This window comes from Nonomuraea solani (assembly GCF_900108335.1).
GTDB classification, from domain to species: domain Bacteria; phylum Actinomycetota; class Actinomycetes; order Streptosporangiales; family Streptosporangiaceae; genus Nonomuraea; species Nonomuraea solani.
Genome location: NZ_FNVT01000012.1, coordinates 122,273 through 142,895, shown reverse-complemented (window position 1 = coordinate 142,895; position 20,623 = coordinate 122,273). Strand labels below are relative to the sequence as shown.

Here is a 20,623-nt window from a genome sequence, read left to right as displayed (position 1 = left end):
GGGTCCGGCGGTCAGGCGGCGGAGGGCTTGGCGGCCGGTTTCGGGGCGAAGCCCGTGGCCAGCAGGATGATGGCGGCCGACAGCACCAGCGGCGCGACGAAGGCCATCCGCATGTCCGTGGCGTCCGCGATGCCGCCCACCAGGGCCGCGCCGACGATGAAGCCGACGTAGTTGAAGAGGTTCACCCTGGCGATGGCCACCCCGGTCCCGGCCGGGTCGAGCCGCCCGGCCGCCGAGAACGACTGCGGCGCCACCACCGACAGCCCCACCCCGGTCAGCCCGAACGCGACGATGGCCAGCGGCTGGCTCGGGGCCAGGACGATGCCCAGGAAGCCCAGGGTGGCGATCACGCCGCCGATCCTGACGATGGCGGCGGGGCCGTAGCGTCTGACGGCGAAGTCGCCGCCGAGCCGTACGGCCAGCGTGGTCGCCTGGTAGGCGACGTAGGCCAGCGGGATCACCCTCGGGCTCGCCTCCAGCACGTCCTTCATGAAGACCGTGTTGAAGTTGGAGACGGCGGCGTCACCGACGTACAGGAAGGCCATGGCCAGGCAGAGCGGGATGATCGGCCGCCAGGGGAAGCCGCCGATGGCCGCGCTCTCCACCTGGACCTGCTCGTCCTGCGGCGCGTACAGGTCGCGTCCCATGAGGAGTGAGCCCGCCACGGCCAGGACCATCGGGGCGGCCATGATGATCTCCAGCGGCAGCTCGGCCGCCCACGAGGCCCACAGCGCCGCGGCCACGCTGAACGCGCTCCACACGCAGTGGAAGCCGTTCAGCACCTGGACGCCGTACCTGCGTTCGACCGCCACGCCGTGCATGTTCATGCCCGCGTCCACCGCGCCCACCGCCACCCCGAACAGCAGCAGCGCCGGCACCAGCAGCGGCACGTTCGGCGCGAGCCCGGTGAGGACCACGGCGGCGGCCACCACGGGCTGCGCGATCCGCAGCAGCAGCCGGCTCCCGAACCGGGCCGCGAACGTCCCCGCCGCCAGGCTGCCGACCCCCGCGAACACGGGCACGATGAGCAGCAGCAGCGTGAGCGCGCCCTCGTCGAGCTCATGTTTGGCCTGCAGGTTCGCGACCTGGATGAGCAAAGAGGCGAAGGACAGACCCTGTACGCCATAGACGACGTACGTGGCGAGACGGGCCTGGCGATCACGTAAGGACGGCACGGGGGCCTCCTGATCGGGGGGATGTCAAACGTGAGGCGGGGTCAGGTTAGCGGCTGGCCAGGGCGCTCCGCCAGCACCAGATAGGCTGCCCGGAGTGAGACGGGGCTACGCGACCGGAGCGGCGCGCAGGGAGCGCATCCTGGCCACGGCGCTGCTGGAGTTCGCCGAGAACGGCTACCGGGGCGCGTCGCTGGCCCGCATCGCCGAGCGCGCCGAGCTGTCCCAGGCCGGGCTGCTGCACCACTTCAAGAACAAGGAACTGCTGCTCGTCGCCGTGCTCGACTACCGCGACGAGCTGGACACGCGCAAGTTCGACCTCGGCCTGGCGAGCGGCATCGACGCGCTGCGGGCGCTGGCCGACGTGGTGGCGCACAACTCCCGGGTGCCGGGGCTGGTGCAACTGTTCTCCGTGATCAGCGGCGAGGCCGTGACGCCCGGCCACCCCGGGCACGAGTGGGCCAGACGGCGTTATCGCAAGCTGCGCGAGAGCGTGGCGGCGGCGCTGCGCAGGGGCGCCGAGCGCGGCGAGTTCCGGGCCGACCTCGACGCCGAGGCGCACGCCGACCGGCTGATCGCGATGATGGACGGCCTGCAGACGCAGTGGCTGATCGACCCCGACCAGGTGGACATGGCGGCCGTCTTCCGCGGCTACGTGGACGACCTCATCGCCGTCCTGAGGCCCGCGTAACGACCGTCCTCAAGCCCGCCGTGCCGCCTCGCCCGCGGCTTTGAGCGGTTCTTCGAGCCGGCGGGCGGCCGCCCACACGCCCAGCGCCAGCAGCGCGGCCACCTCCGTGACGGCCATGCCCCGCTCCACCAGCCCGAGCGGCATGACGCGATACCACGGCAGCCCGTTGCCGGCCCCGATGAGCATCGCCGCGCCGATGCCCGCCACCCACAGCACCGAGCAGACCCCCAGCCCGAACGCCACCAGCGTCGCCCGGGACCGCTCCCGATGCCGCCACGGCCTGGCGATGATCACCGCCGCCAGCGGCAGGCTCAGGAAGGCCACGAAACTGCCCACCCGGTGGATGCTGCCGCTCATGCTCGGCCCGACCGACCAGTCGTGCTTCTCGAACCAGGCCGTCATGAACAGCCCGACGCTCCAGGCCATCAGCGCGACCGTGCCGAAGACCCCGGCCAGCCGCTTGCGCGCCAGCGACACGCCGATGGCCGCCGACCCGGTCGCCAGCAGGCCCACGCCGAGCCCGAAGATCCAGCCGTCCGGGCCGAGGCCGTGCTCGCTGATGGTCCGCCTGATGGGGTTCATCTCGCCGAGACTCGCCAGCTCCAGGCCCAGGATCACCGCCACGCCCGCGCCCGCAGCACCGAGTCCCCATCGCGCCGGTTGATGCACGCGTACACCTCCCCTTTGCTTGGGATCAACGGCCGGAAAGGCAGGTAGATTCCTAAGAAATTCCTGAGAAACGGGCTCAACCGCCACGCCGAGGCGAATAAGGAGCTTGCCGCGGAGATCGCCGGGCAGGCCGGGAGAATCCGGTGACACCCATCCCTTTTGGGACGAGCGATCACGGTCGGCGCCGGATATCGTCAGAAGTGTGAACGAACGCGCGGGATCGTGGTTGCCGAAGCTGCAGGAAGTCGGAGAGCGGCTGGCCGAGGAGTGGGTGTCCGCCCGTCGTGGCCCGGCGTCGAGCGACGTACCGCAGCCGCACGAGCTGCGCGCCTCCGACGCCGACCGCGAGCGCGTCGCCCAGGTGCTCCAGGACGCGCACGCCGACGGCCGTCTCGCGCTCGACGAGCTGGAGGAGCGGCTGGGCGTGCTCTACGCCGCGCGTACGCTCGGCGAACTGGCCGCGCTCACCACCGACCTGCTGCCGGCCGAGGAGCAGCCGCTCAACCTCGACGGCCGGCCGGTCTCGGCCATCTTCAAGAAGGAGCAGCGCGGCGGCCGCTGGGTGGTGCCGGCCGAGCTCGGCGTGACGGCCATGTTCGGTACGACCAAGCTGGACTTCCGCGACGCGATCCTGCAGAACCACCGGATCATCATCAACGCCACCCTCGTCTTCGGGGGGCTGGAGATCCACGTCCCCGAGGGCCTTGAGGTGATCAGGGTCGCCAAGGACAAGACGGTCCGCCTGACCAAGCAGCCGACGGAGCCCGGCGCACCCGTCGTCGAGGTGCGCACCACGAACTTCGCCGGCGAGGTCAAGGTCAAGGAACCGCCGCGCCGCAAGCGCCGCCGCTGAGCCCGAGCCTTCAGCCCTGAGTTCAGCCGGCCGTGTCGAAGTTGATCGCGCTGTACGCGCGCAGCTTCCAGAGCTGGTGCTCGCTCTCGATCTTGCGGATCGTCCCCGACCGGCCGCGCATGACCAGCGACTCCGTCACCGCCGAGCCCGCCCGGAACCGTACGCCCTGCATGAGCTCGCCGTGCGTGATGCCGGTCGCCGCGAAGAACACGTCGTCGGACCTGACCAGGTCGTTGGTGGTGAGCACCTGCGTGAGGTCGTGCCCGGCGTCGATGGCCTTGGCCCGCTCGGCGTCGTCACGCGGCCAGAGGCGGCCCTGGATCACGCCGCCCAGGCACTTGAGCGCGCACGCGGCCACGATGCCCTCGGGGGTGCCGCCGATGCCCAGCATCAGGTCGATGCCGGTGCCCGTGCGGGCCGCCATGATGGCGCCGGCCACGTCGCCGTCGGTGATGAACTTGATCCGCGCGCCCGTCTCCCTGATCTCCTTGACCAGCCGCTCGTGCCGGGGCCGGTCGAGAATGACCACCGTCACGTCGGAGGGGGAGCAGTGCTTGGCCTTCGCGACCGCGCCGATGTTGGCGGCGACGGGGGCCTCGATGTCGACCGCGTCGGCCGCCTCGGGGCCGGTGACGAGCTTTTCCATGTAGAACACGGCCGACGGGTCGTACATCGAACCGCGCTCGCTCACCGCGATCACCGACACCGCGTCGGGCATGCCCAGCGCGGTCAGCCGGGTGCCGTCGATGGGGTCCACCGCCACGTCACAGTCGGGGCCGCTGCCGTCGCCGACCTGCTCGCCGTTGTACAACATCGGCGCGTGGTCCTTCTCACCCTCGCCGATGACCACCACCCCGTTCATCGACACGGTGCTGATCAACTGCCGCATGGCGTTCACGGCCGCGCCGTCGGCGCCGTTCTTGTCGCCTCGGCCGACCCACCGGGCCGCCGCCATCGCGGCCGCCTCCGTGACGCGGACGAGCTCCATCGCCAGGTTGCGATCAGGGGCGTGTTCGCCCGTGGCGAGCGCCGGCGGCACGGAAGTCTGATCGGACATGATGACTGGCCTCCTCGTGGGACATCTACGTCGATCGTAGTTGCCCATCTCTTCCCGGTCGGAGGGGGATAATCTGCTAGCGGAGAACGGATATTGCGCTATTACGCGTGCGCGCCAGGGATCTTGCCTTCAACATGGAGCCTGCCGCCCCGCCCGTGGAGGAGATTCCGAATGAGCGAAGTGGAGAACGTGGTCGCCCAGCCGCGTACGTCCGAACGTGGCGCGGCCACGCGCAGTTCCCTGCTCGCCGCCGCACGGGAGATCTTCGTCTCCAAGGGATTCGCCGAAGCGGGCGTGACCGACGTGGTGTCCAAGGCGGACGCCAGCGTGGGCAGCCTCTACCACCACTTCTCCGGCAAGGCCGACCTCTACCTCACGCTCTGGGAGGAGTTCCAGGGCCGGCAGACGCAGCGGACCAAGCAGGCGGTGCGCATGGCCCGCGCCTCGGGCGAGAGCGACCCGATGCGGGTGTTCGTCAGCGCGGCCCGCGCCTACCTCGACGGCTCCCTGGAGGAGCGCGAGCTGGCCGAGCTTTTCCTGCGCGGCGACGGCCCGCCCGGCTTCGAGGTGGTCATGCGCGACCGGCTGCGCAAGTGGGCGCAGCGCAACGCGGCCCTGTTCGAGGACGAGACGGCGCTCGTGGTGGTCGTCACCGGGGCGCTGGCCGCGGCCGTGTCCGAGGTCGTGCGCTCGGGCGATCGCGGGCTGGCCGAGGAGGTGCTGGCCATCATCGGCCAGATCCGACCGGCCGCTTCGGCGACCGCCTCCTCCAGCGGGTAACCTCGCCAACTGTGCGACGGTTCACCCAAGGTTTCTACGGCTACGCGGTAGCCCTCCTCGTCTGCGTGGCGGGGGCCGGGCTGTTCCTGCTGATCACCCCGCAGAGCCGGGAGGAGCACATTCCGCGGCTCGAATACTCGATCACCGTCGCTAACTTCGGCCACGCGGTCCCGTACGGCGTGTGGGCCCCGCGGCAGGATCCGGCCGGCTGGGTCCCCAACAGCAATCGGATCGCCAAGGGCGAGGGCGGCGCGCAGGTGCTCTACCTGGGTTACGCCACGGCCAAGCGGCAGCACGCGATGTTCGCGCAGAGCGACGAGCGCCCTGCGGCCGGGTTCGCCAACCGGATGGCCAACTCCGACAAGGCCACGGGCACGCGGCAGGTCGGCGGGGTGGCGTGGGAGCAGCGCTTCCGCGAGGACAAGAACCAGCGCTCGCTGGTGCGCGTCACGCCTGAGGTGACGCTCGTGATCACCGGCACCGCCGACTGGCCCGAACTGGCCGAACTCGCCGCCCAGCTCCAGCAGCGCCCCAAAGGCTGAGGTTGTCGGTCCGCGCCCCTAGGGTGGTGCCTGTGGCAGACGAGAAGACGCCCTCATACGAGCAGGCCCGCGAGGAGCTGACCGAGGTGGTGCGCCGCCTGGAGACCGGGGGCCTCACCCTGGAGCAGTCGATCGAGCTCTGGGAGCGCGGTGAGAAGCTGGCGGCCGTCTGCGAGGAGTGGCTGCAGGGGGCCAGGGTGAAGCTCGCCGCGGCCATGGCCCGCCGTTCCGATCCCACGTCGGGCCACGCCGACGACGCGCCCTTCTAGGCGGCCGTCTTGCGCAGGGCCACCACCGGGATGCGGCGGGTGGTCTTCGCCTCGTACTCGGCGAAACCGGGAGCCTGGGCCACCATCCGGGCATAGAGCCGATCGCGCTCCTCGTCGTCGACGAACACGGCGCTGACCCCGAATTTCTCGGTGCCCACCTCCGCCGTCGCCTCGGGCGTCGCGCGCAGGTTGTGATACCAGGCGGGGTGGTTGTCCGCGCCGGCGTTGGAAGCGATGATCACGTAGCGGTCGCCGTCCTCCAGGTACATCACCGGCGTGGTCGTCTGCTTGCCGCTCTTGGCTCCCGTGGTGGTGAGCAGCACCAGGGGAGCACCCTCGAACATGCCGCCGACCCGGCCCTCGTTGGCACGGAACTCGTCGATGATCTGCTGGTTGAACTCGTTGGGCATCCTCGGCTCCTCGTTAATCGGAAAGATCTCCGCTTGAAGCCTAATCGGAGAGTTCTCCGTTTACAACCACTGTAGGATTTCGGCGTGCGCGAACGCCGAGCCCTGCCCGTGATCGGGCAGTCCCCACCGGAGCGGGCCGACGCCGCGCGCAATCGGCTCAAGATCATCGAAGTGGCCGCCCGCATGGTCGCCGAGCGGGGCGCCGACGCGCTCTCGCTCGACGAGGTGGCCCGCGTCGCCGGGGTCGGCGTGGGCACCGTCTACCGGCGCTTCGGCGACCGCGGCGGGCTGATCCTGGCGCTGATCGACGAACGGGAACGAGAGTTCCAGGCCGGCTTCCTGAGCGGCCCGCCGCCGCTCGGGCCCGGCGCGCCGGCGGAGGAGCGGATCATCGCGTTCCTGCACGCGCTGGTCGATCGGACCGTGGCGCAGCAGGGGCTGTTCCTGCTGCTGGCGAAGGGCGGCGGCTTCGGCGGGCCCTATCGGGTGCACCACATCCACCTGGCCACCCTGATCGCGCGGGCGTGCCCGTCAGCCGACGCCGCCTACCTGGCCGACGCCCTGCTCGCGCCGGTCAACGCCCGCCTGATCGCCTTCCAGCGGGAGGAGCGCGGCATGACGGTCGAGGAGATCAAGTCCGGCCTGACCACCCTGGTCTCGGCCGTCGCCAGGTCGTAGGACCGTCGCCAGGTTGTCGGGCTGCCGCCAGGTCGTTGGGCTGCCGCAAGATCGTTGGGCCGTCGCTACGTCATGAGGCAGAGCAGGTTGCCCTCCGAGTCGCGGAACGCGGCCATGCGGATCTCCTTGCCCGGGGCGCCGAACGTACCGTCGTCGGTGAAGATCAGGTGCGGCTCCTGGACGATCGCGACCTCATGCGCCCGCAGCCGGGCCACGTCCGCCTCCAGGTCGTCGGAGGCGAGGTAGAGGACGGCCGAGGGGGCGCCCTTCTCGATCAGCAGGCGTACGCCGTCGAGCTCGAAGAAGGCCAGCCCCGGCGGCCGGTAGGTGGCGATGTGCCGCAGGCCCAGCACGTCGCGGTAGAAAGCGGTGGCCCTGTCGAGGTCGTCGGCGTGCTGAGCGACCTGCGCGAGTCCTCTCATGAGCCGAACGTAGACCCCCTGCGGGTCACCTGCCCATGAATCAACCCGCTTCCTCTGTACGGACCGTGAGGCGGTCGTCGGACAGGCGGATCGTCAGGGGGGAGCCGGGGGCGACGTCTTTGGCCAGGCGGACCACGTCACCCGACGGGTGCTGCACGATCGCGTAGCCGCGCTCCAGGGTGGCCGCCGGTGACAGGGCGACGAGGCGGGCGCGCAGGTGGGTGAGGTCGTCGGTGGCGCGGTCGAGCGAGCCGGACAGCGAGCGCCTGGCCCGGTCGCGCAGCGCCTCGACCTGCTCGGCCCGGCGCTCCAGCTCGCGTACCGGATCGGCCAGCGAGGGCCGCGAGCGCGCCGACGTCAGCCAGGACATCTCCCGGTCGAGCCAGCCGCTCAGCACCCTGCGCCCCCGGTCGCGCAACTGGCGCACCAGCGTGAGCTGCTCGCCGACGTCGGGCACGACCTTCTTGGCCGCGTCGGTGGGCGTGGAGGCGCGCACGTCGGCCACCATGTCGAGCAGCGGGCTGTCCTGCTCGTGCCCGATCGCGCTCACCACGGGTGTGCGGCAGGCGGCCACCGCGCGGACGAGCGTCTCGTCGGAGAACGGCAGCAGGTCCTCCAGCGAGCCGCCGCCACGGGCGATGACGACCACGTCGACCTCGGAGTCGGCGTCGAGCTTGCGCAGCGCCTCGGTCACCTCGCCCACCGCGTAGGGCCCCTGGACGGCCACTTCCTCGACCTTGAACCGCACGGCGGGCCAGCGCCGCCTGGAGTTCTCCAGGACGTCGCGCTCGGCCGCCGAGTCGCGGCCGCAGATGAGCCCGACCGTGCCCGGCAGGAACGGCAGCCGCCGCTTCCTGTCGGCGTTGAACAGCCCCTCGGCGGCCAGCAACTGCCTGAGCCGTTCGAGCCTGGCCAGCAGCTCGCCCACGCCGACCGGACGGATCTCCATCGCGGTGAAGGCGAACGAGCCCCTGTTGACCCAGAAGTCGGGCTTGACGTGCACCACGACCCTGGCGCCGTCGGTCGGCCGGGGTGCGGCCGCCTCGTAGACGCCACGCGGGGCGGTGACCCTGGCGGACACGTTGGCGACCGGGTCGCGCAGGGTCAGGAACACCGTGCCGCCACGTGCGCTCAGATCGGTGATCTGGCCCTCGACCCAGACCGTGCCGAGTCTGCCGATCCAGCCGCCCACCATTTGCAGGACGGTGCGGATCGGCAGGGGGGACTCAGGCGTGGTCTTCGAGGTCATGGCGGAAGACTACGGGTTCGGTACGACCTATTCCCCGGCCTGCAGCTTGGCGAGACGGTTCTCGAACATGCGGATGACCTCGGGCCGCGCCTTCGTCTCCCGCTCGAAGGCGAGGAAGTCGGTGATCTGCTCGGCGGTCTTGCCGCGCATCCTGGCGCGCAGGGAGGCGACGGTCAGCTCGGAGTAGCCGGGCAGCGGCTCCACCAGGTTCACGGGCACGGAGGCGACGGGCTCGGCCGCGACGGCCGGCTCGGGGGCCACGACGGGCTCCGCAGCGACGGCCGGCTCGGGGGCGGCGACGGGCTCGGCGGCCTTGGGAGTCTCCGGCGCGGGCACCGGCTCAGCGGCGGGCTTGGGGGCCGCCTCGGTCTTCGTCGCGGCCTTGGCCCTCGGCTTGGGGGCAGCCTTCGGCTTGGGAGCGGCCTTGGGCTCGGGGACGGGCTCGACGACCGGCTCGACCACCGGCGCGACAGTCGACTCGACGACGGGCTCGACGACCGGTGCGGCGACGGCCTCGGCGGCGGCCTTGGGAGCGGCCTTCGGCTCGGCGACGGGCTCGGCAATCGGCTCGGCGACGGGCTCGACGACCGGCTCGGCGGTGGTCTTGGGGGCCGGCTCGGCGACGGTCACGGTCTCAGACGTCTCCAGCGTCTCCGCCTTCTCGGCCTTGCTCGCCGGCGCGAAGATCACCGGGTCCGGCTTGGACTTGGCGACCCCGTTGGGCTCGGACGCGCTGGGCCGCGGCGCGAAGATGACCGGCTCCTTACGGGCCGTCTTGTTCTCATCCACGTCGGCCGGAGCGGCCGCCACCTGCTCGGCGGCGGTGGGGCGGGAGTCGTACCGCTCCTCCTCGCGCTCCTCCTTGGAGCCGATGCCCTTAATGGAGTTCTTCATCCGGTCCACCAGCAGCAGTGCCTGCCCGGCGGCGCTCAGGGTGGTCTGGACGACGAGAAGCGGCAGGTCCTTGGCCTTCGACTTCAACTCGTCCTTGTTGGTCACGGTTCTGGCGATGTTGCGTATCACGTCGCTGAGGGACATGAACGGTCTCCCTGGGAGGTCAGTATGGGACGGCTAGTCTGGCAAACCGCGGGTAACCACGCACGCGCGGGCCAGATGGCCGCTCCACGTAGCATAGAAAGTATGGAGCCCCAGACCCCCACTTCCCGCAGAGTCCTCGTCGCCAAGCCACGGGGCTACTGTGCCGGAGTCGATCGAGCCGTGGTTGCGGTCGAGAAGGCTCTGGAGCAGTACGGCGCGCCGATCTACGTACGCAAGCAGATCGTTCACAACACCCACGTCGTCAAGACGCTCGAGGCCAGGGGCGCCATCTTCGTCGAGGAGACGGAGGAGGTGCCGGAGGGGGAGATCGTGGTGTTCTCCGCCCACGGGGTCTCGCCCGCGGTTCACGACGAGGCGAAGCAGCGCAGCCTGCGCACCATCGACGCCACCTGCCCGCTGGTCACCAAGGTGCACAACGAGGCGAAGAGGTTCGCCGCGCAAGATTACGACATTCTGCTGATCGGGCACGAGGGCCACGAGGAGGTCGAGGGCACCTCCGGTGAGGCCCCCGACCACATCCAGCTCGTCGACGGCCTCGACTCGGTGGGGAAGGTGCAGGTCAAGGACCCCAGCAAGCTGGTGTGGCTGTCGCAGACCACGCTGTCGGTCGACGAGACCACCGAGACCGTCGCCCGGCTCAAGGAGCGCTTCCCCACGCTGATCGACCCGCCCAGCGACGACATCTGCTACGCCACCCAGAACCGGCAGGTGGCGGTCAAGGAGATCGCCGCCGAGTCCGACCTGGTCATCGTGGTCGGCTCGGAAAACTCCTCCAACTCCAAGCGGCTGGTCGAGGTGGCCAAGGACTACGGCGCGCGGGCGTCCTACCTGGTCGACAACGCCACGTTCATCCGTGACGAATGGCTCGACGGCGTCGCCACGGTCGGCGTGACGAGCGGCGCCTCCGTGCCGGAAGAGCTGGTCGACGAGGTGCTGGCACGCCTGGCCGAGCACGGGTTCGGCGACGTGGAGGAGGTTCAGCCGGTGGAGGAGCGCATGCGGTTCTCGCTGCCGCACGAACTGCGCAAGGACCTGCGGGCCTCTTAGTCGTCGTTGCGCGGCGTTCCGTACACCTTGGGCTCGAAATAGCCCTCGGGCTCGGGCACGAACGGCTGGCGCGGGCGCGGCAACTCCGCGCCCGCCTTCAGCTCCGCGCGCAGCTCGCGTACGTTGTCGCGGAGCCCGCGCCGCCACGTGACGGCCAGCACGACGGCCGCGCCGGCGAACAGCCACGGCGCCCCGCGCGTCAGCGAGGTGTAGAGCCCGAGCGCCAGCGACTGCACGATCGACACCGAGCCGAAAGCCCGCCCGAGCTCGACGAACAGCGTGGCGCAGAAGAACACCAGCGGCGGCGTCACCACCAGCGACAGCAGCTCGCGCCGGTTGACCAGCAGCGCGCCCAGCGTGCTCGACACCACGAACGCGGCGCCCACGATGTGCTCGATGCCGAACAGGGCCGTGAGCACATAGCCCACCAGAGTGGACACCAGGGCGAGCGCGATGGCACCGCGAGCCGTCAGCCTGACGGCTGAACGCCTGCCTTTCTCACCCACGGCCCACCCCCGTATCACTGCGACCCGTTGGCCAACTTACCGTTCGAGTGGGAAAGCAGAGACGAGGTTTCGAGCAGTTCGGGGGAGGCCAGGGGTCTCGGCAGCCCTTCGAGCATCTCGGGGGAGTCGAGCTCGCCGTCCACGACGCCCAGATCGTGCAGCTTGCGCGCGGTGACCAGGACGCGGCTTTCGAGCGATCCGACCGACTTGTTGTACGCCTCCACGGACCGCGTCAACGCCTTGCCCAGCGACTCGACGTTCCTGCCGAGGGACGACAGCCGCTCGTACAGCTCCTTGCCCAGCTCGAACACCGCCCGCGCGTTCTCGCTCAGCGCGGCCTGCTGCCAGGCGTAGTGCGCGGTGCGCAGCATCGTGATCAGCGTCGTCGGGGTGGCGATGTGCACCCGCCGCGTCATGGCGTATTCGAGCATGCCCGGATCGCGCTCCAGCGCGGGCGCCAGGAACGCCTCGCCGGGGATGAACAGCACCACGAACTCCGGCGACGGGTTGAACCCCTGCCAGTAGGCCTTGGCGGCCAGGCGGTCGATGTGGTCGCGTATGTGCCTGGCGTGCGCGTCGAGCCGTACGGTCGCGAGCGACTCGTCCGACGCCTCCGCGGCCTCCAGATAGGCCGCCAGCGACACCTTGGAGTCGACCACGATGTTCTTGCCCCCGGCCAGCCGCACGACCATGTCGGGCCGCATGGCGCCCTCGACGACCTGCTCGTCGAAGTCGCAGTAACGCTGCATCCCGGCGATCTCGGCGACCCTGCGCAGTTGCAGCTCGCCCCACCGGCCGCGCGCCTCGGGCCGCTGCAGGGCCCTGACCAGGGCGGTCGTCTGGGAGCGGAGCTGCTCGTTGCTCTGCCTGACGAACTCCATCTGCTTGACCAGCTCGGCCCGCGCCGCCCGCTGACCCGACTCGGTGTCGCGCAACTGCGACTCGACCCGGGCCAGAGCGTCCTTCAGCGGCTCCACCAGGTGCTCGACGGCCTGCTTGCGCTGGTCGAGGTCGCCGGTGGCCTCCGCGCGGCTGGCCGCGAGCCGGGTCTCGGCCAGTTCGAGGAAGCGGATGTTGTTGACGTCGAGCGCGCGCGTGGACAGCGCCTGGAAGCGCTCGGTTAGCTGTTCTTCGACGTAGACCAGCTTCTCGGCGGACGACTTCGCCCGCGCGTCGGCCTCGGCCACTCGCACCGCGGACCGCGTCCTGGCCACGAGGAACCCGATGACCAGACCGACGGCGAGCCCTATGAGAAGCGAGACGACGTCCACTCCATCGATGATTGCAGGCTTTCGGGGCGCGAATCTTCCCGACACGCTTGGGTGTTCCGCTTGTGCCGCACATCTGTCGTCACTCACAGTACTGGAATGGACACGCTTCCGAAGCTGGCCGTCGCCGGGGCCACGGTGGGCGTCGGCCTGGTCGCCCTGGCCGGGGCCGTCATCGCCGGGTCGGCGATCGGCGATCAGCCCCGCCCGGTGCTGCGCTGGACGCCGGGCGCGTGCGTCACGGGCGACTACGCGCTGACCGCGTGCAACGGCGGCGAGTCCGAGGTGGTGGCCGTGGCCCCGGGCCCGCCGGAGCCGGGCGACTGTCCCGTGGACACCGACGACGTCCTGCGCATCGACGCGGGCCGTACGGCGTGCGTACGCAACTTCCTCGACCCCCACCCCGGCGCCCCCGGAGGAGGCGGCGGCCTGCTCAGAGCGGGAGACTGCGTCACGCTCGACGGCCAGGAGCGCGCGTGCGCCCAGCCCGGCTGGTACGGTCGCGCCGTCGCGATCGAACCCGAACCCGCGGCCTGCCCCACCGGCACCCTCGACACCCTGGAGAGCGAGACCCAGGTGGTCTGCCTGGGCGCGGGCGGCCAGGTGCTCGACCGGGGCTCGTGCGTCGCGAAGCCGGCCACCAATGTGCTCGCCAGGTCCGCCGTCGCCCGGGTGCCGTGCGACTCGCCGCACGCCTGGGCCAAGGTGCTGTCGTTCGAGACCGCGCCGGTCTCCTGCCCGCCGGATTCGCAGCGCTACCTGCGGGCCACCGAGGCCTACCGTCCCGTGACCTGTCTGGACGTGCTGAGCCAGTAAACTCGCTCAGCGTGAGTCTCTCCATCGGCATCGTCGGCCTGCCCAACGTCGGTAAGTCCACGCTCTTCAACGCGCTGACCAAGACCGGCAACGCGCTCGCGGCGAACTATCCGTTCGCCACCATCGAGCCCAACGTGGGCATCGTCGGCGTGCCGGACGACCGCCTGCCCAAGCTGGCCGAGATCTTCGGCTCGGCCCGCATCCTGCCCGCCAAGGTCGAGTTCGTCGACATCGCGGGCCTGGTCAAGGGGGCCTCCGAGGGGCAGGGCCGGGGCAACCAGTTCCTCGCCAACATCCGCGACACCGACGCGATCTGCCAGGTCATCCGCGTCTTCAACGACCCGGATGTCACGCACGTGGACGGCGAGATCTCCCCCAAGCGCGACATCGAGACCATCAACACCGAGCTGATCATGGCCGACCTGCAGACGGTCGAGAAGGCCATCCCGCGCCTGCAGAAGGAGTCGCGCAACAACAAGGACAAGAAGGCCGCGCTGGAGGCTGCCGAGGCCGCCCTGGCGGTCCTGGAGACCGGCAAGACCGTCTTCGAGAGCCGTCTCGACAACGAGGAGCTGCGCGAGCTGCACCTGCTCACGGCCAAGCCGTTCCTGTACGTCTTCAACCTCGACGCCGACGAGTTGACCGACAGCGCCCTGCGCGAGCAGCTCTCCACGCTGGTCGCGCCCGCCGAGGCCGTCTTCCTCGACGCCAAGATCGAGTCGGAGCTGGTCGAGCTCGACGAGGAGGAGGCGCTGGAGCTGCTGCAGTCGGTCGGCCAGGAGGAGTCGGGCCTGCGCCAGCTCGCCAGGGTCGGCTTCGAGACGCTGGGGCTGCAGACCTACCTGACGGCCGGGCCCAAGGAGACCAGGGCCTGGACGATCCGCAAGGGCGCCACGGCCCCCGAGGCGGCCGGCGTGATCCACACCGACTTCCAGCGCGGCTTCATCAAGGCCGAGGTCGTCTCCTACGACGAGCTGATCGAGATGGGCTCCATCGCCAGCGCCCGCTCGGCGGGCAAGGCCCGGGTCGAGGGCAAGGACTACATCATGCGCGACGGCGACGTGGTGGAGTTCCGCTTCAACGTGTAACACCCGTTTCCTGCGGTGGCAGGTTGTCGCGGACCTGCCGCTTGACCGCCGGAAGGCAGGGCGGCAAGTGATCCGTCGCAGTCGTCTCGCGGCCGCCCTCATCCTCGCCCGCTGCGCCCGTGGCCGGTCCGGCCACGGGCGGACGCACGCTGTGGGGCCTGCCCGGCCGGCGCCCGTGAGGCGCGTCTCAGACCCCGGCAGCGTGTCCTGGGGCGGTCAGTCGTGGATGAGCTCCTGGTCCCAGGTGCCGCCGCTGCAGATGGCCATGCCCTCGCCGACCGGCGTGATCCGGCCCCCGTCGTCGGTGCACTCGTCGGTGGTCACCCAGGCCGGCGCGGCGGCGGCCGGGGAGATTCCGGCGAGCGCGTACGCGGTCAGCACGGCGGCGGGCACGAGGGCCGAAGCGAAACGTCGCATGTCATGAGTCCAATCACGTAGAGCGATCTTTCGCTACGGTAGGTTACCGACGACGAACGGCGACGAGGCCCGCTTGGGTGTCCGATGCCCGGGAACGACCGGACGTTTGATCCCGGGACAACTGACGCGTCAACCACTTTGGGCCCCCGCGCGTCGAACGTCACGGCGTTAACGCTGAATCGGGAGACCCTCATGATCCGTCGCATCATCCGGAAACGACGCCCGGCGCCCTCGCTCACGGGCATCAGTCTCGAGGAGGAGCTGGCCCTGATCCGGGTCGAGCTCATGTACGGCCTGCGCGTCAACCGCGAGGCCTACCTCCGCAGGAAGGTCGACGAGCGCGACGAGATGGCGAACCGGATGCGTGAGCGCGAGCCCGCCGAAATGCTGGCCGATTTGCGTGGCTCCCTTGAGCGGGCGGTGCGGCCGACGGTGGTGGATCTCCACAGCAGGAGACAGCCGCGGACCACGCAGGATCCGGAGCCGGCCTGACCGCCCTCCTCCGCTCGTGACCCATGCCGAATCCGCAGGTCACGGGAGTCCATGCCTATTTTGGCCAGGAATCCATGGCCGCCGCGCTATGCGATTTTAGGCGTCTGGCCTGGTCAAAAGCCGATTCCACCGGGAAGTGACAGGAATCGGCACTGTGGCCTGTCATCCGGGCCCGGTTTGCCGTGAGGACGGTCATGCCGCAGCATGGGGCGTGGCTTTCCTGGAACAATGGCGGAGACCGGATAGTGTGGCTACTTCACCACGGATGATGGGGATCGGCAACGGACGACACCGCGCCAGCCGGGGGGATCGGCGCGAGCGGAGGCGTGATGGCTCGTAGGTCTACCGTCCAGCACGATCCTCGGATCGCTGACGGGCCCGGGCTTTCCGCAACCCTGGACACGGCTGACTTCGACGCGCCGCCGCCCCGCCGGCCCCGCCGTGGCGGCTGGTCCGGTGGCGGCGGACGCTGGCTGGTGTGGACCGGCCGCATCATTCTGTGGGCGCTTATTGTGGTTATCGTGGTGAATGGGATTCGTGCCCCATTTGAGCGGTTTACCGCGCAAGATGCGGTTACGCCCAATGGTGCGGCGCAGGTGCACAACGGTTTCCCGGCGGACCGGGGCATGGCTTTCGCGGCCCAGTTCGCCGGCGTCTATCTCAATTTCAGCCCGGAAGACGCGGCCAGCAGGTCACGCAAGCTGGAAGCCTTCCTGGCCGACGGCATGGACGCGCAGATGGGCTGGGACGGCTACGGCAAGCTGGCCGCCGTCGCCATCCAGCCCTACGACATCGAGGCCACCGACGCCAACAACGCCGTCGTGAGCGTGGCCTTCCAGTCGGGTCCGCGCCGGATGATGCTGTCGGTGCCGGTCTACTACTCCGGCGACGACGCCGGCAGGCGGTTCGTCGTGGCCGGCCGCCCGGCGATCCTGCCCGCCCCGGGCCCGGCCGACCTCCCCCAGGTGGCCGCCCCCGAGAGCGACGACGCGGCCACCGCCGAGCTCAAGCCCCAACTGGAGGGCTTCTTCAAGGAATACGCGTCCGGCAACGCCGCCGGGCTCGAACGCTACGTCGCCGCCGGCAAGAGCCTGCCGAGCTTCGGTGGCGCGTTCACGTTCTCGCAGCTCAAGGAGATTGTGGTGCCTGTGGGGGGTGCCACCAGAGAGATCCAGGCGGTGGTGGTGTGGGCCGTGCCGAGCGGCGAGGCCCCGCCCACTCCGACCGCCACCGACCCCGCGACGGTCGGCGGCACGCTGGAGCAGGCCTATCGTCTGACCGTCGAGAAGCAGGGCGACAAGTGGTTCGTCGCAGACATCCGCGGCGCCGGCCGGGTCGTTGGATAGAAGCGCGGCCGCGCTGCTGATCGGTACCCCCCGGGAGGACAAACAGTGACCTTGAAGACCGTAATGCTCACCTTGCTCGAAATGACGCCGACACCAACGCCCACGGGCATTGACACCGGAGGGCTGGCCGACTTCCTCCGGGCGTTCTTCGCCCCGTTGTTCCTGGTGGTCGTCTCCGTGGTCGCGCTCTTTTTCCTCTTCACCCGCGAGATCACACGGTTCGTGCAGTTCCTGATACTGGCTGTGGCCATCGGGGTCATCTTCTACGTTCCCAACATCATCGAGGTGACGGCTAAGGCAATCGCGGGCGCACTGGGCATCAAGTAAGGGTTGAGACCGCTCCGCGGCGGTCATGTACGAGCGGGTGGAGAGGAGGACCGCGTGGACCTGCCCACGTATACGAACATCTGGCGGATTGAGAAGCGGCTCTACAAGCTGTACGACCTACGGCTGCCGATGCCGCTGCCCATCGTCTGGATCGGCGTGTTCGTCGGGGTCTTCGTTCCGTGGTCGCTCCTGCTGGTCCTGGTGGGTGTGCCGGTGGAGATGCCCTGGCACGTGCTGTTCCTGGTGCCGCCCGGGATCGTGACGTGGCTGTCCACGCGTCCCGTCATCGAGGGCAAGCGGCTCACCGAACTTCTGGAGTCCCAGCTCCGCTACCTGGGTCAGCCCAAGGCCTGGTACCGCCTGGCGCCCACCTCCGAGCCCGAAGCCGTCACGTTCTCCGGCCGCGTCTGGCGCACCTCGCCCGTCCGGGCCAAGGCCAAGGGGCCGCGCAAGGCCCGCCAACCGCAGCGCAAGCGCGAAGGTCAGCGCCTCACCGGCCCCCGCCAGGTCCGCCCCGCCGTCGCGGCCGCTGCCGCGGCGGCCGCGCAGGCTCCCGTGGCGGAGCCCACCCGCTGGGGCACCCGTCGCGGCACGGCCCCCGCCCTCAAGGCCCAGCTACGCCAGACGACCACGTCTCCGGCTCCTGGGGTCGCTTCGGGGGCGGGACGGTCCGAGGAGGCGCTCTCAGGCGGCTCTGGACGGGGCCAGGATCAACTGCTGGTGCCAAAGCCGCCCACCCACGAGCCGTTTGTTAGCGACACCGCCAACAACGGGACCGTCACGCGGAAGGCCACAAGCGGCAAGGGCGGTCAGGGCGTCGATCCGGAAGTCGTCGCACGGGACGCCGCCGCCACTGAGACCCCCGACGCGGAGACCGCTTTCGTTGGCGGAACCGCCGACCTCCAGGACCTCCAGGACCTTCAGGACCTCGGGCCCGACGACCGGCGGATCGCAGGGCCGGAGGCCGAGGGTGGGCGCGGGTCGCGTGGCGAGGTGAGTGCCGAGGGTGGGCGCGGATCGCGCGGTGAGGTGAGTGCCGAGGCGTTGGCCGCGCGGGAGACGGTCGTGCCGATCAGGACGGCCGAGAGTCGCAAGCCCGCCGCCGGGAAGCCGATCGACACCGAGGCGTTGCGGCGGCTGAGGAAGCTCGCGGCGAGTGCCGACGCGCCGTCCGACACCGTGGCCCGGGCCGAGAGTGAGCGCCGGGAGGGCCGGCACGAGGACGAGGTGGCGCGCGACCAGCACCGGAAGGGGCAGCCGCCCAGGCTCAGCCCGGCACTGGTGCTGCCGGGCACGCAGCGGGTCTGGCCGCCGCTCAACCCGAACGCCAAACCGGTGCCTCGTCCGGCGGCTCGCAAGAACGAAAAGCCGGCCGGCACCGGCGGCGAAACCACTCCAGTGGGCTCGACCGGCGCCCCGTCGGCCTCGCATGGTGTGCCGCCCGAAATATCGGACGCTAGCGGTGCTACTCACGAAGTGTCGGACGCCGAGACCGTCTCCCAGGGAGCGTCGGGCTCCGGGAATGCGTCGTCGGAGGCGCCGGGCGCCGGCAGTTCGTCCGACGCGCCGGCCCCTCAGGATGCCTCGTCCGGGGCTCCGGTCTCTCAGGGCGGGTCGTCCGGGGCGGCAGTCTCCCAGGGCGCGTCGCCCAAGGGGCGGGGCGCCGGCGGTGCGCCGCACGACGCGCCGGAGGTTCTGGGCGCGTCGTCCGAGGGGCCGGAGGCTCAGGACGCCTCGCCCGAGGCGCTGGATACGCAGGGTGTGCGGTCCGAAGCGTCGGATGCCGAGCACATGCCGCAGGAGGCATCGGACCCGCGAAGTGCGGCGCACGGGGTGCCGGAGCCGATGTCGGATGCGCGAGGTGAGGCAGGCGAGGTACCAGAGTCGGCATCGGACGCGCAGGGTGCGGCAGGCGAGGTGCCGGAGCCGATGTCGGACGCGCAGGGTGCGGCACACGAGGTGCCGGAGCTGGCATCGGATGCGCCAGGTGCGGGGGATGCGGTGCCGACGGCGGCGTCGGATGCGCGAGGTGCGGCACGCGAGGTGCCGGAGCCCCGTGGTGCGGCGCATGACGTGCGAGAGGACGTCGTCGCCCAGCCGGGTGACGAGGCGCAGGGCCCGGGTGGGCGGCATGAGGAGCCGGACGCACGCGGTGCGGCGCCCAAGGTGCCCGGCCCACGTGGTGGGGCGGAGGTGGACGATCGCGACGCTCCGGCGGGTGCTCGGGCGGGCGTGGCGGATGAGGACGTCTCGCCGGTCGCGGGTGGCCGTGGCGCCGAACATGGTGCCGCCCCGGGCGACCTCGGAGCGGCTGCGGCCGAGGAGCCGGACGTGCCGGCGGCCGAAAAGCGGGCCCAGGAGGGTGCCGCGCCGATGGCTGAGAGGCGGACCCGGGAGGGTGCCGCGGCGGTGGCTGAAGGGCAGGCCCGTGAGGCTGCCGTGCCGGTGTCTGAGGAGCGGGTGCAGGAAGAGGCCGCGCCGGTGCCTGTGCCGCGGCCTGGGGAAGGGCGGGTGCGGCGGGTCGAGTCCGTGGTCGGGCGGGACTCCGGTGGGTGGCGGCGGATCGCTCAGGTCGTCGTCGGCAGCGGCGGAGTGCGTACCGATGGGTCGGAGATCGATGAGGCCAGGGCCCGGGCCGTGTTCGGCGGAAGCCGGCGGGTCGTCGTGCTGGGGTGCACCGGCGGTGCCGGGCAGAGCACCACGGCGCTCATGCTGGGCCACACCTTCGCCCGCTACCGTGACGACCGGGTGGTGGCGGTCGACGCCAACACCGGCGGCGGGACGCTGACCAGCAAGATTCAGCCTGAGACTCCTGAGACCCTGACCTCGTTGCTGTCGGGGCTCGATCGGGTCAGTGGTTATCTGACCATGCGGGGTTACACCACGCGGACCGCCTCCGGGCTAGAGGTGATCAGCGCGGACAGCGACGCGGGCGCCGAACAGCGCCTGAACGATCGTTCCTTCTTCTCCGACCACCGGCTCGGCGAATCCATGCGCCTGCTCGACCGCCACTACAAGCTGGCCGTCATCGACCCGGCCGCCGCCCTGGCGGCCCGGTTGCTTCCGTACGCGGACCAGCTCGTGCTCGTGGTGCCGGCCAGCGAGGAGGCGTCCGAGGCGGTGGCGATGACGTACGAGTGGCTCGACGGGCACGGCTGCGCGGAGCTGCGCAGGCGTGCCGTGATGGTGGTCAACGGCGTGAGCAGACGCTCGATGACCGACGTCGAGCAGGCGGAGTCGGTGGCCAGCGGCAGGTGCCGGGCCATCGTCAGGGTCCCCTGGGAGGACGATCTGGCGCCGGGTGGCACCGAGGTCGTCGATCCAGGGCAGTTGCGCGCGGCCGGACGGCGGGCGTACCTCGCCCTTGCCGGTGTGGTGGTCGCGGGCTTCGCGGCACAGACCGTACGACCGAGCGAAGAGGAGTTGGCGAGTGACCCCCCGGGCACGAGAATCGGTGAGCGCTAA

The 20,623-nt window shown here is 70.6% G+C and carries 23 protein-coding genes; 13 read left to right on the top strand and 10 right to left on the bottom strand.

Annotated features, from left to right (window positions below; translation table 11 throughout):
• Positions 1–11 precede the first annotated feature (11 nt).
• Positions 12–1,175, bottom strand: coding sequence for an MFS transporter (locus C4V41_RS35765; protein WP_103960410.1), 1,164 nt, complete (start codon positions 1,173–1,175; stop codon positions 12–14).
• A gap of 94 nt (positions 1,176–1,269) precedes the next feature.
• Here C4V41_RS35765 and C4V41_RS35760 point away from each other — a divergent pair, with 94 nt between their 5' ends.
• Complete coding sequence (locus tag C4V41_RS35760; RefSeq protein ID WP_235030579.1) at positions 1,270–1,863, top strand: TetR/AcrR family transcriptional regulator; 594 nt, start codon at positions 1,270–1,272, stop codon at positions 1,861–1,863.
• Positions 1,864–1,872: 9 nt separating this feature from the next.
• On the opposite strand, the gene C4V41_RS35755 is transcribed toward C4V41_RS35760, so the two are convergent.
• The gene (locus C4V41_RS35755; protein WP_160150505.1) at positions 1,873–2,532 is read right to left on the bottom strand and encodes a DUF998 domain-containing protein; all 660 of its coding nucleotides are present in this window, start codon (positions 2,530–2,532) and stop codon (positions 1,873–1,875) included.
• A gap of 202 nt (positions 2,533–2,734) precedes the next feature.
• Between C4V41_RS35755 and C4V41_RS35750 the strand changes: the two genes are divergently transcribed.
• On the top strand, positions 2,735–3,385 hold the full coding sequence (locus C4V41_RS35750) for a DUF1707 SHOCT-like domain-containing protein (protein WP_160150504.1): 651 nt from the start codon (positions 2,735–2,737) through the stop codon (positions 3,383–3,385).
• A 22-nt stretch (positions 3,386–3,407) separates the two neighbouring features.
• Here the strand turns inward: C4V41_RS35750 and glpX are convergent, their stop codons facing one another.
• On the bottom strand, positions 3,408–4,442 hold the full coding sequence (glpX, locus tag C4V41_RS35745) for a class II fructose-bisphosphatase (protein ID WP_103960406.1): 1,035 nt from the start codon (positions 4,440–4,442) through the stop codon (positions 3,408–3,410).
• A 171-nt stretch (positions 4,443–4,613) separates the two neighbouring features.
• Between glpX and C4V41_RS35740 the strand changes: the two genes are divergently transcribed.
• From C4V41_RS35740 to C4V41_RS35730, 3 genes are read left to right on the top strand one after another with little or no spacing between them, the layout of a single operon-like run.
• On the top strand, positions 4,614–5,222 hold the full coding sequence (locus tag C4V41_RS35740) for a TetR/AcrR family transcriptional regulator (RefSeq protein ID WP_103960405.1): 609 nt from the start codon (positions 4,614–4,616) through the stop codon (positions 5,220–5,222).
• Positions 5,223–5,233: 11 nt separating this feature from the next.
• The gene (locus C4V41_RS35735; RefSeq protein ID WP_103960404.1) at positions 5,234–5,764 is read left to right on the top strand and encodes a DUF4245 domain-containing protein; all 531 of its coding nucleotides are present in this window, start codon (positions 5,234–5,236) and stop codon (positions 5,762–5,764) included.
• A 32-nt stretch (positions 5,765–5,796) separates the two neighbouring features.
• Positions 5,797–6,033 (top strand): exodeoxyribonuclease VII small subunit, encoded by a 237-nt coding sequence (locus C4V41_RS35730; protein ID WP_103960403.1) that lies wholly within the window; start codon positions 5,797–5,799, stop codon positions 6,031–6,033.
• On the opposite strand, the gene C4V41_RS35725 is transcribed toward C4V41_RS35730, so the two are convergent.
• Positions 6,030–6,443, bottom strand: a complete 414-nt coding sequence (locus C4V41_RS35725) for a nitroreductase family deazaflavin-dependent oxidoreductase (protein ID WP_103960402.1) — start codon at positions 6,441–6,443, stop codon at positions 6,030–6,032. The two genes, C4V41_RS35730 and C4V41_RS35725, sit on opposite strands and share 4 nt — an antisense overlap.
• A gap of 84 nt (positions 6,444–6,527) precedes the next feature.
• On the opposite strand from C4V41_RS35725, the gene C4V41_RS35720 reads away from it, so the two are divergent.
• A complete protein-coding gene (locus tag C4V41_RS35720; protein WP_103960401.1) occupies positions 6,528–7,121 on the top strand; it encodes a TetR/AcrR family transcriptional regulator in 594 nt (197 codons plus the stop codon).
• A 65-nt stretch (positions 7,122–7,186) separates the two neighbouring features.
• Here C4V41_RS35720 and C4V41_RS35715 read toward each other — a convergent pair whose 3' ends face one another.
• From C4V41_RS35715 to C4V41_RS35705, 3 genes are read right to left on the bottom strand one after another with little or no spacing between them, the layout of a single operon-like run.
• Positions 7,187–7,543: a VOC family protein gene (locus C4V41_RS35715; protein ID WP_103960400.1), complete on the bottom strand. Its 357-nt coding sequence runs from the start codon at positions 7,541–7,543 to the stop codon at positions 7,187–7,189.
• A gap of 40 nt (positions 7,544–7,583) precedes the next feature.
• Positions 7,584–8,792: an exodeoxyribonuclease VII large subunit gene (xseA, locus tag C4V41_RS35710; protein WP_103960399.1), complete on the bottom strand. Its 1,209-nt coding sequence runs from the start codon at positions 8,790–8,792 to the stop codon at positions 7,584–7,586.
• Between the two features lie 27 nt (positions 8,793–8,819).
• Complete coding sequence (locus C4V41_RS35705) at positions 8,820–9,830, bottom strand: hypothetical protein (protein ID WP_103960398.1); 1,011 nt, start codon at positions 9,828–9,830, stop codon at positions 8,820–8,822.
• 102 nt (positions 9,831–9,932) lie between these two features.
• Between C4V41_RS35705 and C4V41_RS35700 the strand changes: the two genes are divergently transcribed.
• Positions 9,933–10,898, top strand: a complete 966-nt coding sequence (locus C4V41_RS35700; protein WP_103960397.1) for a 4-hydroxy-3-methylbut-2-enyl diphosphate reductase — start codon at positions 9,933–9,935, stop codon at positions 10,896–10,898.
• On the opposite strand, the gene C4V41_RS35695 is transcribed toward C4V41_RS35700, so the two are convergent.
• Together C4V41_RS35695 and rmuC are read right to left on the bottom strand one after the other, a co-directional pair.
• Positions 10,895–11,404, bottom strand: coding sequence for a DUF6542 domain-containing protein (locus C4V41_RS35695; protein WP_103960396.1), 510 nt, complete (start codon positions 11,402–11,404; stop codon positions 10,895–10,897). The genes C4V41_RS35700 and C4V41_RS35695 overlap by 4 nt on opposite strands.
• 14 nt (positions 11,405–11,418) lie before the next feature.
• Entirely contained in the window at positions 11,419–12,684 is a 1,266-nt protein-coding gene (rmuC, locus tag C4V41_RS35690) for a DNA recombination protein RmuC (RefSeq protein ID WP_235030603.1), read from the bottom strand.
• Between the two features lie 87 nt (positions 12,685–12,771).
• Here rmuC and C4V41_RS35685 point away from each other — a divergent pair, with 87 nt between their 5' ends.
• Both C4V41_RS35685 and ychF read left to right on the top strand, forming a co-directional pair.
• Positions 12,772–13,488, top strand: a complete 717-nt coding sequence (locus tag C4V41_RS35685) for a hypothetical protein (RefSeq protein ID WP_103960394.1) — start codon at positions 12,772–12,774, stop codon at positions 13,486–13,488.
• 11 nt (positions 13,489–13,499) lie between these two features.
• Positions 13,500–14,576 carry a redox-regulated ATPase YchF gene (gene ychF, locus C4V41_RS35680; protein ID WP_103960393.1) on the top strand — a complete coding sequence of 359 codons (1,077 nt, stop codon included), beginning with the start codon at positions 13,500–13,502 and terminating at the stop codon, positions 14,574–14,576.
• A gap of 216 nt (positions 14,577–14,792) precedes the next feature.
• Here ychF and C4V41_RS35675 read toward each other — a convergent pair whose 3' ends face one another.
• Entirely contained in the window at positions 14,793–14,993 is a 201-nt protein-coding gene (locus C4V41_RS35675) for a hypothetical protein (protein WP_103960392.1), read from the bottom strand.
• A 192-nt stretch (positions 14,994–15,185) separates the two neighbouring features.
• Between C4V41_RS35675 and C4V41_RS35670 the strand changes: the two genes are divergently transcribed.
• From C4V41_RS35670 to C4V41_RS35655, 4 genes are all read left to right on the top strand, one after another.
• Positions 15,186–15,485 (top strand): hypothetical protein, encoded by a 300-nt coding sequence (locus C4V41_RS35670; protein ID WP_103960391.1) that lies wholly within the window; start codon positions 15,186–15,188, stop codon positions 15,483–15,485.
• A 626-nt stretch (positions 15,486–16,111) separates the two neighbouring features.
• Positions 16,112–16,831 carry a conjugal transfer protein gene (locus tag C4V41_RS35665; protein WP_235030577.1) on the top strand — a complete coding sequence of 240 codons (720 nt, stop codon included), beginning with the start codon at positions 16,112–16,114 and terminating at the stop codon, positions 16,829–16,831.
• Positions 16,832–16,894: 63 nt separating this feature from the next.
• Positions 16,895–17,158 (top strand): hypothetical protein, encoded by a 264-nt coding sequence (locus C4V41_RS35660; RefSeq protein WP_103960597.1) that lies wholly within the window; start codon positions 16,895–16,897, stop codon positions 17,156–17,158.
• A 54-nt stretch (positions 17,159–17,212) separates the two neighbouring features.
• On the top strand, positions 17,213–20,623 hold the full coding sequence (locus tag C4V41_RS35655; RefSeq protein WP_160150503.1) for a TcpE family conjugal transfer membrane protein: 3,411 nt from the start codon (positions 17,213–17,215) through the stop codon (positions 20,621–20,623).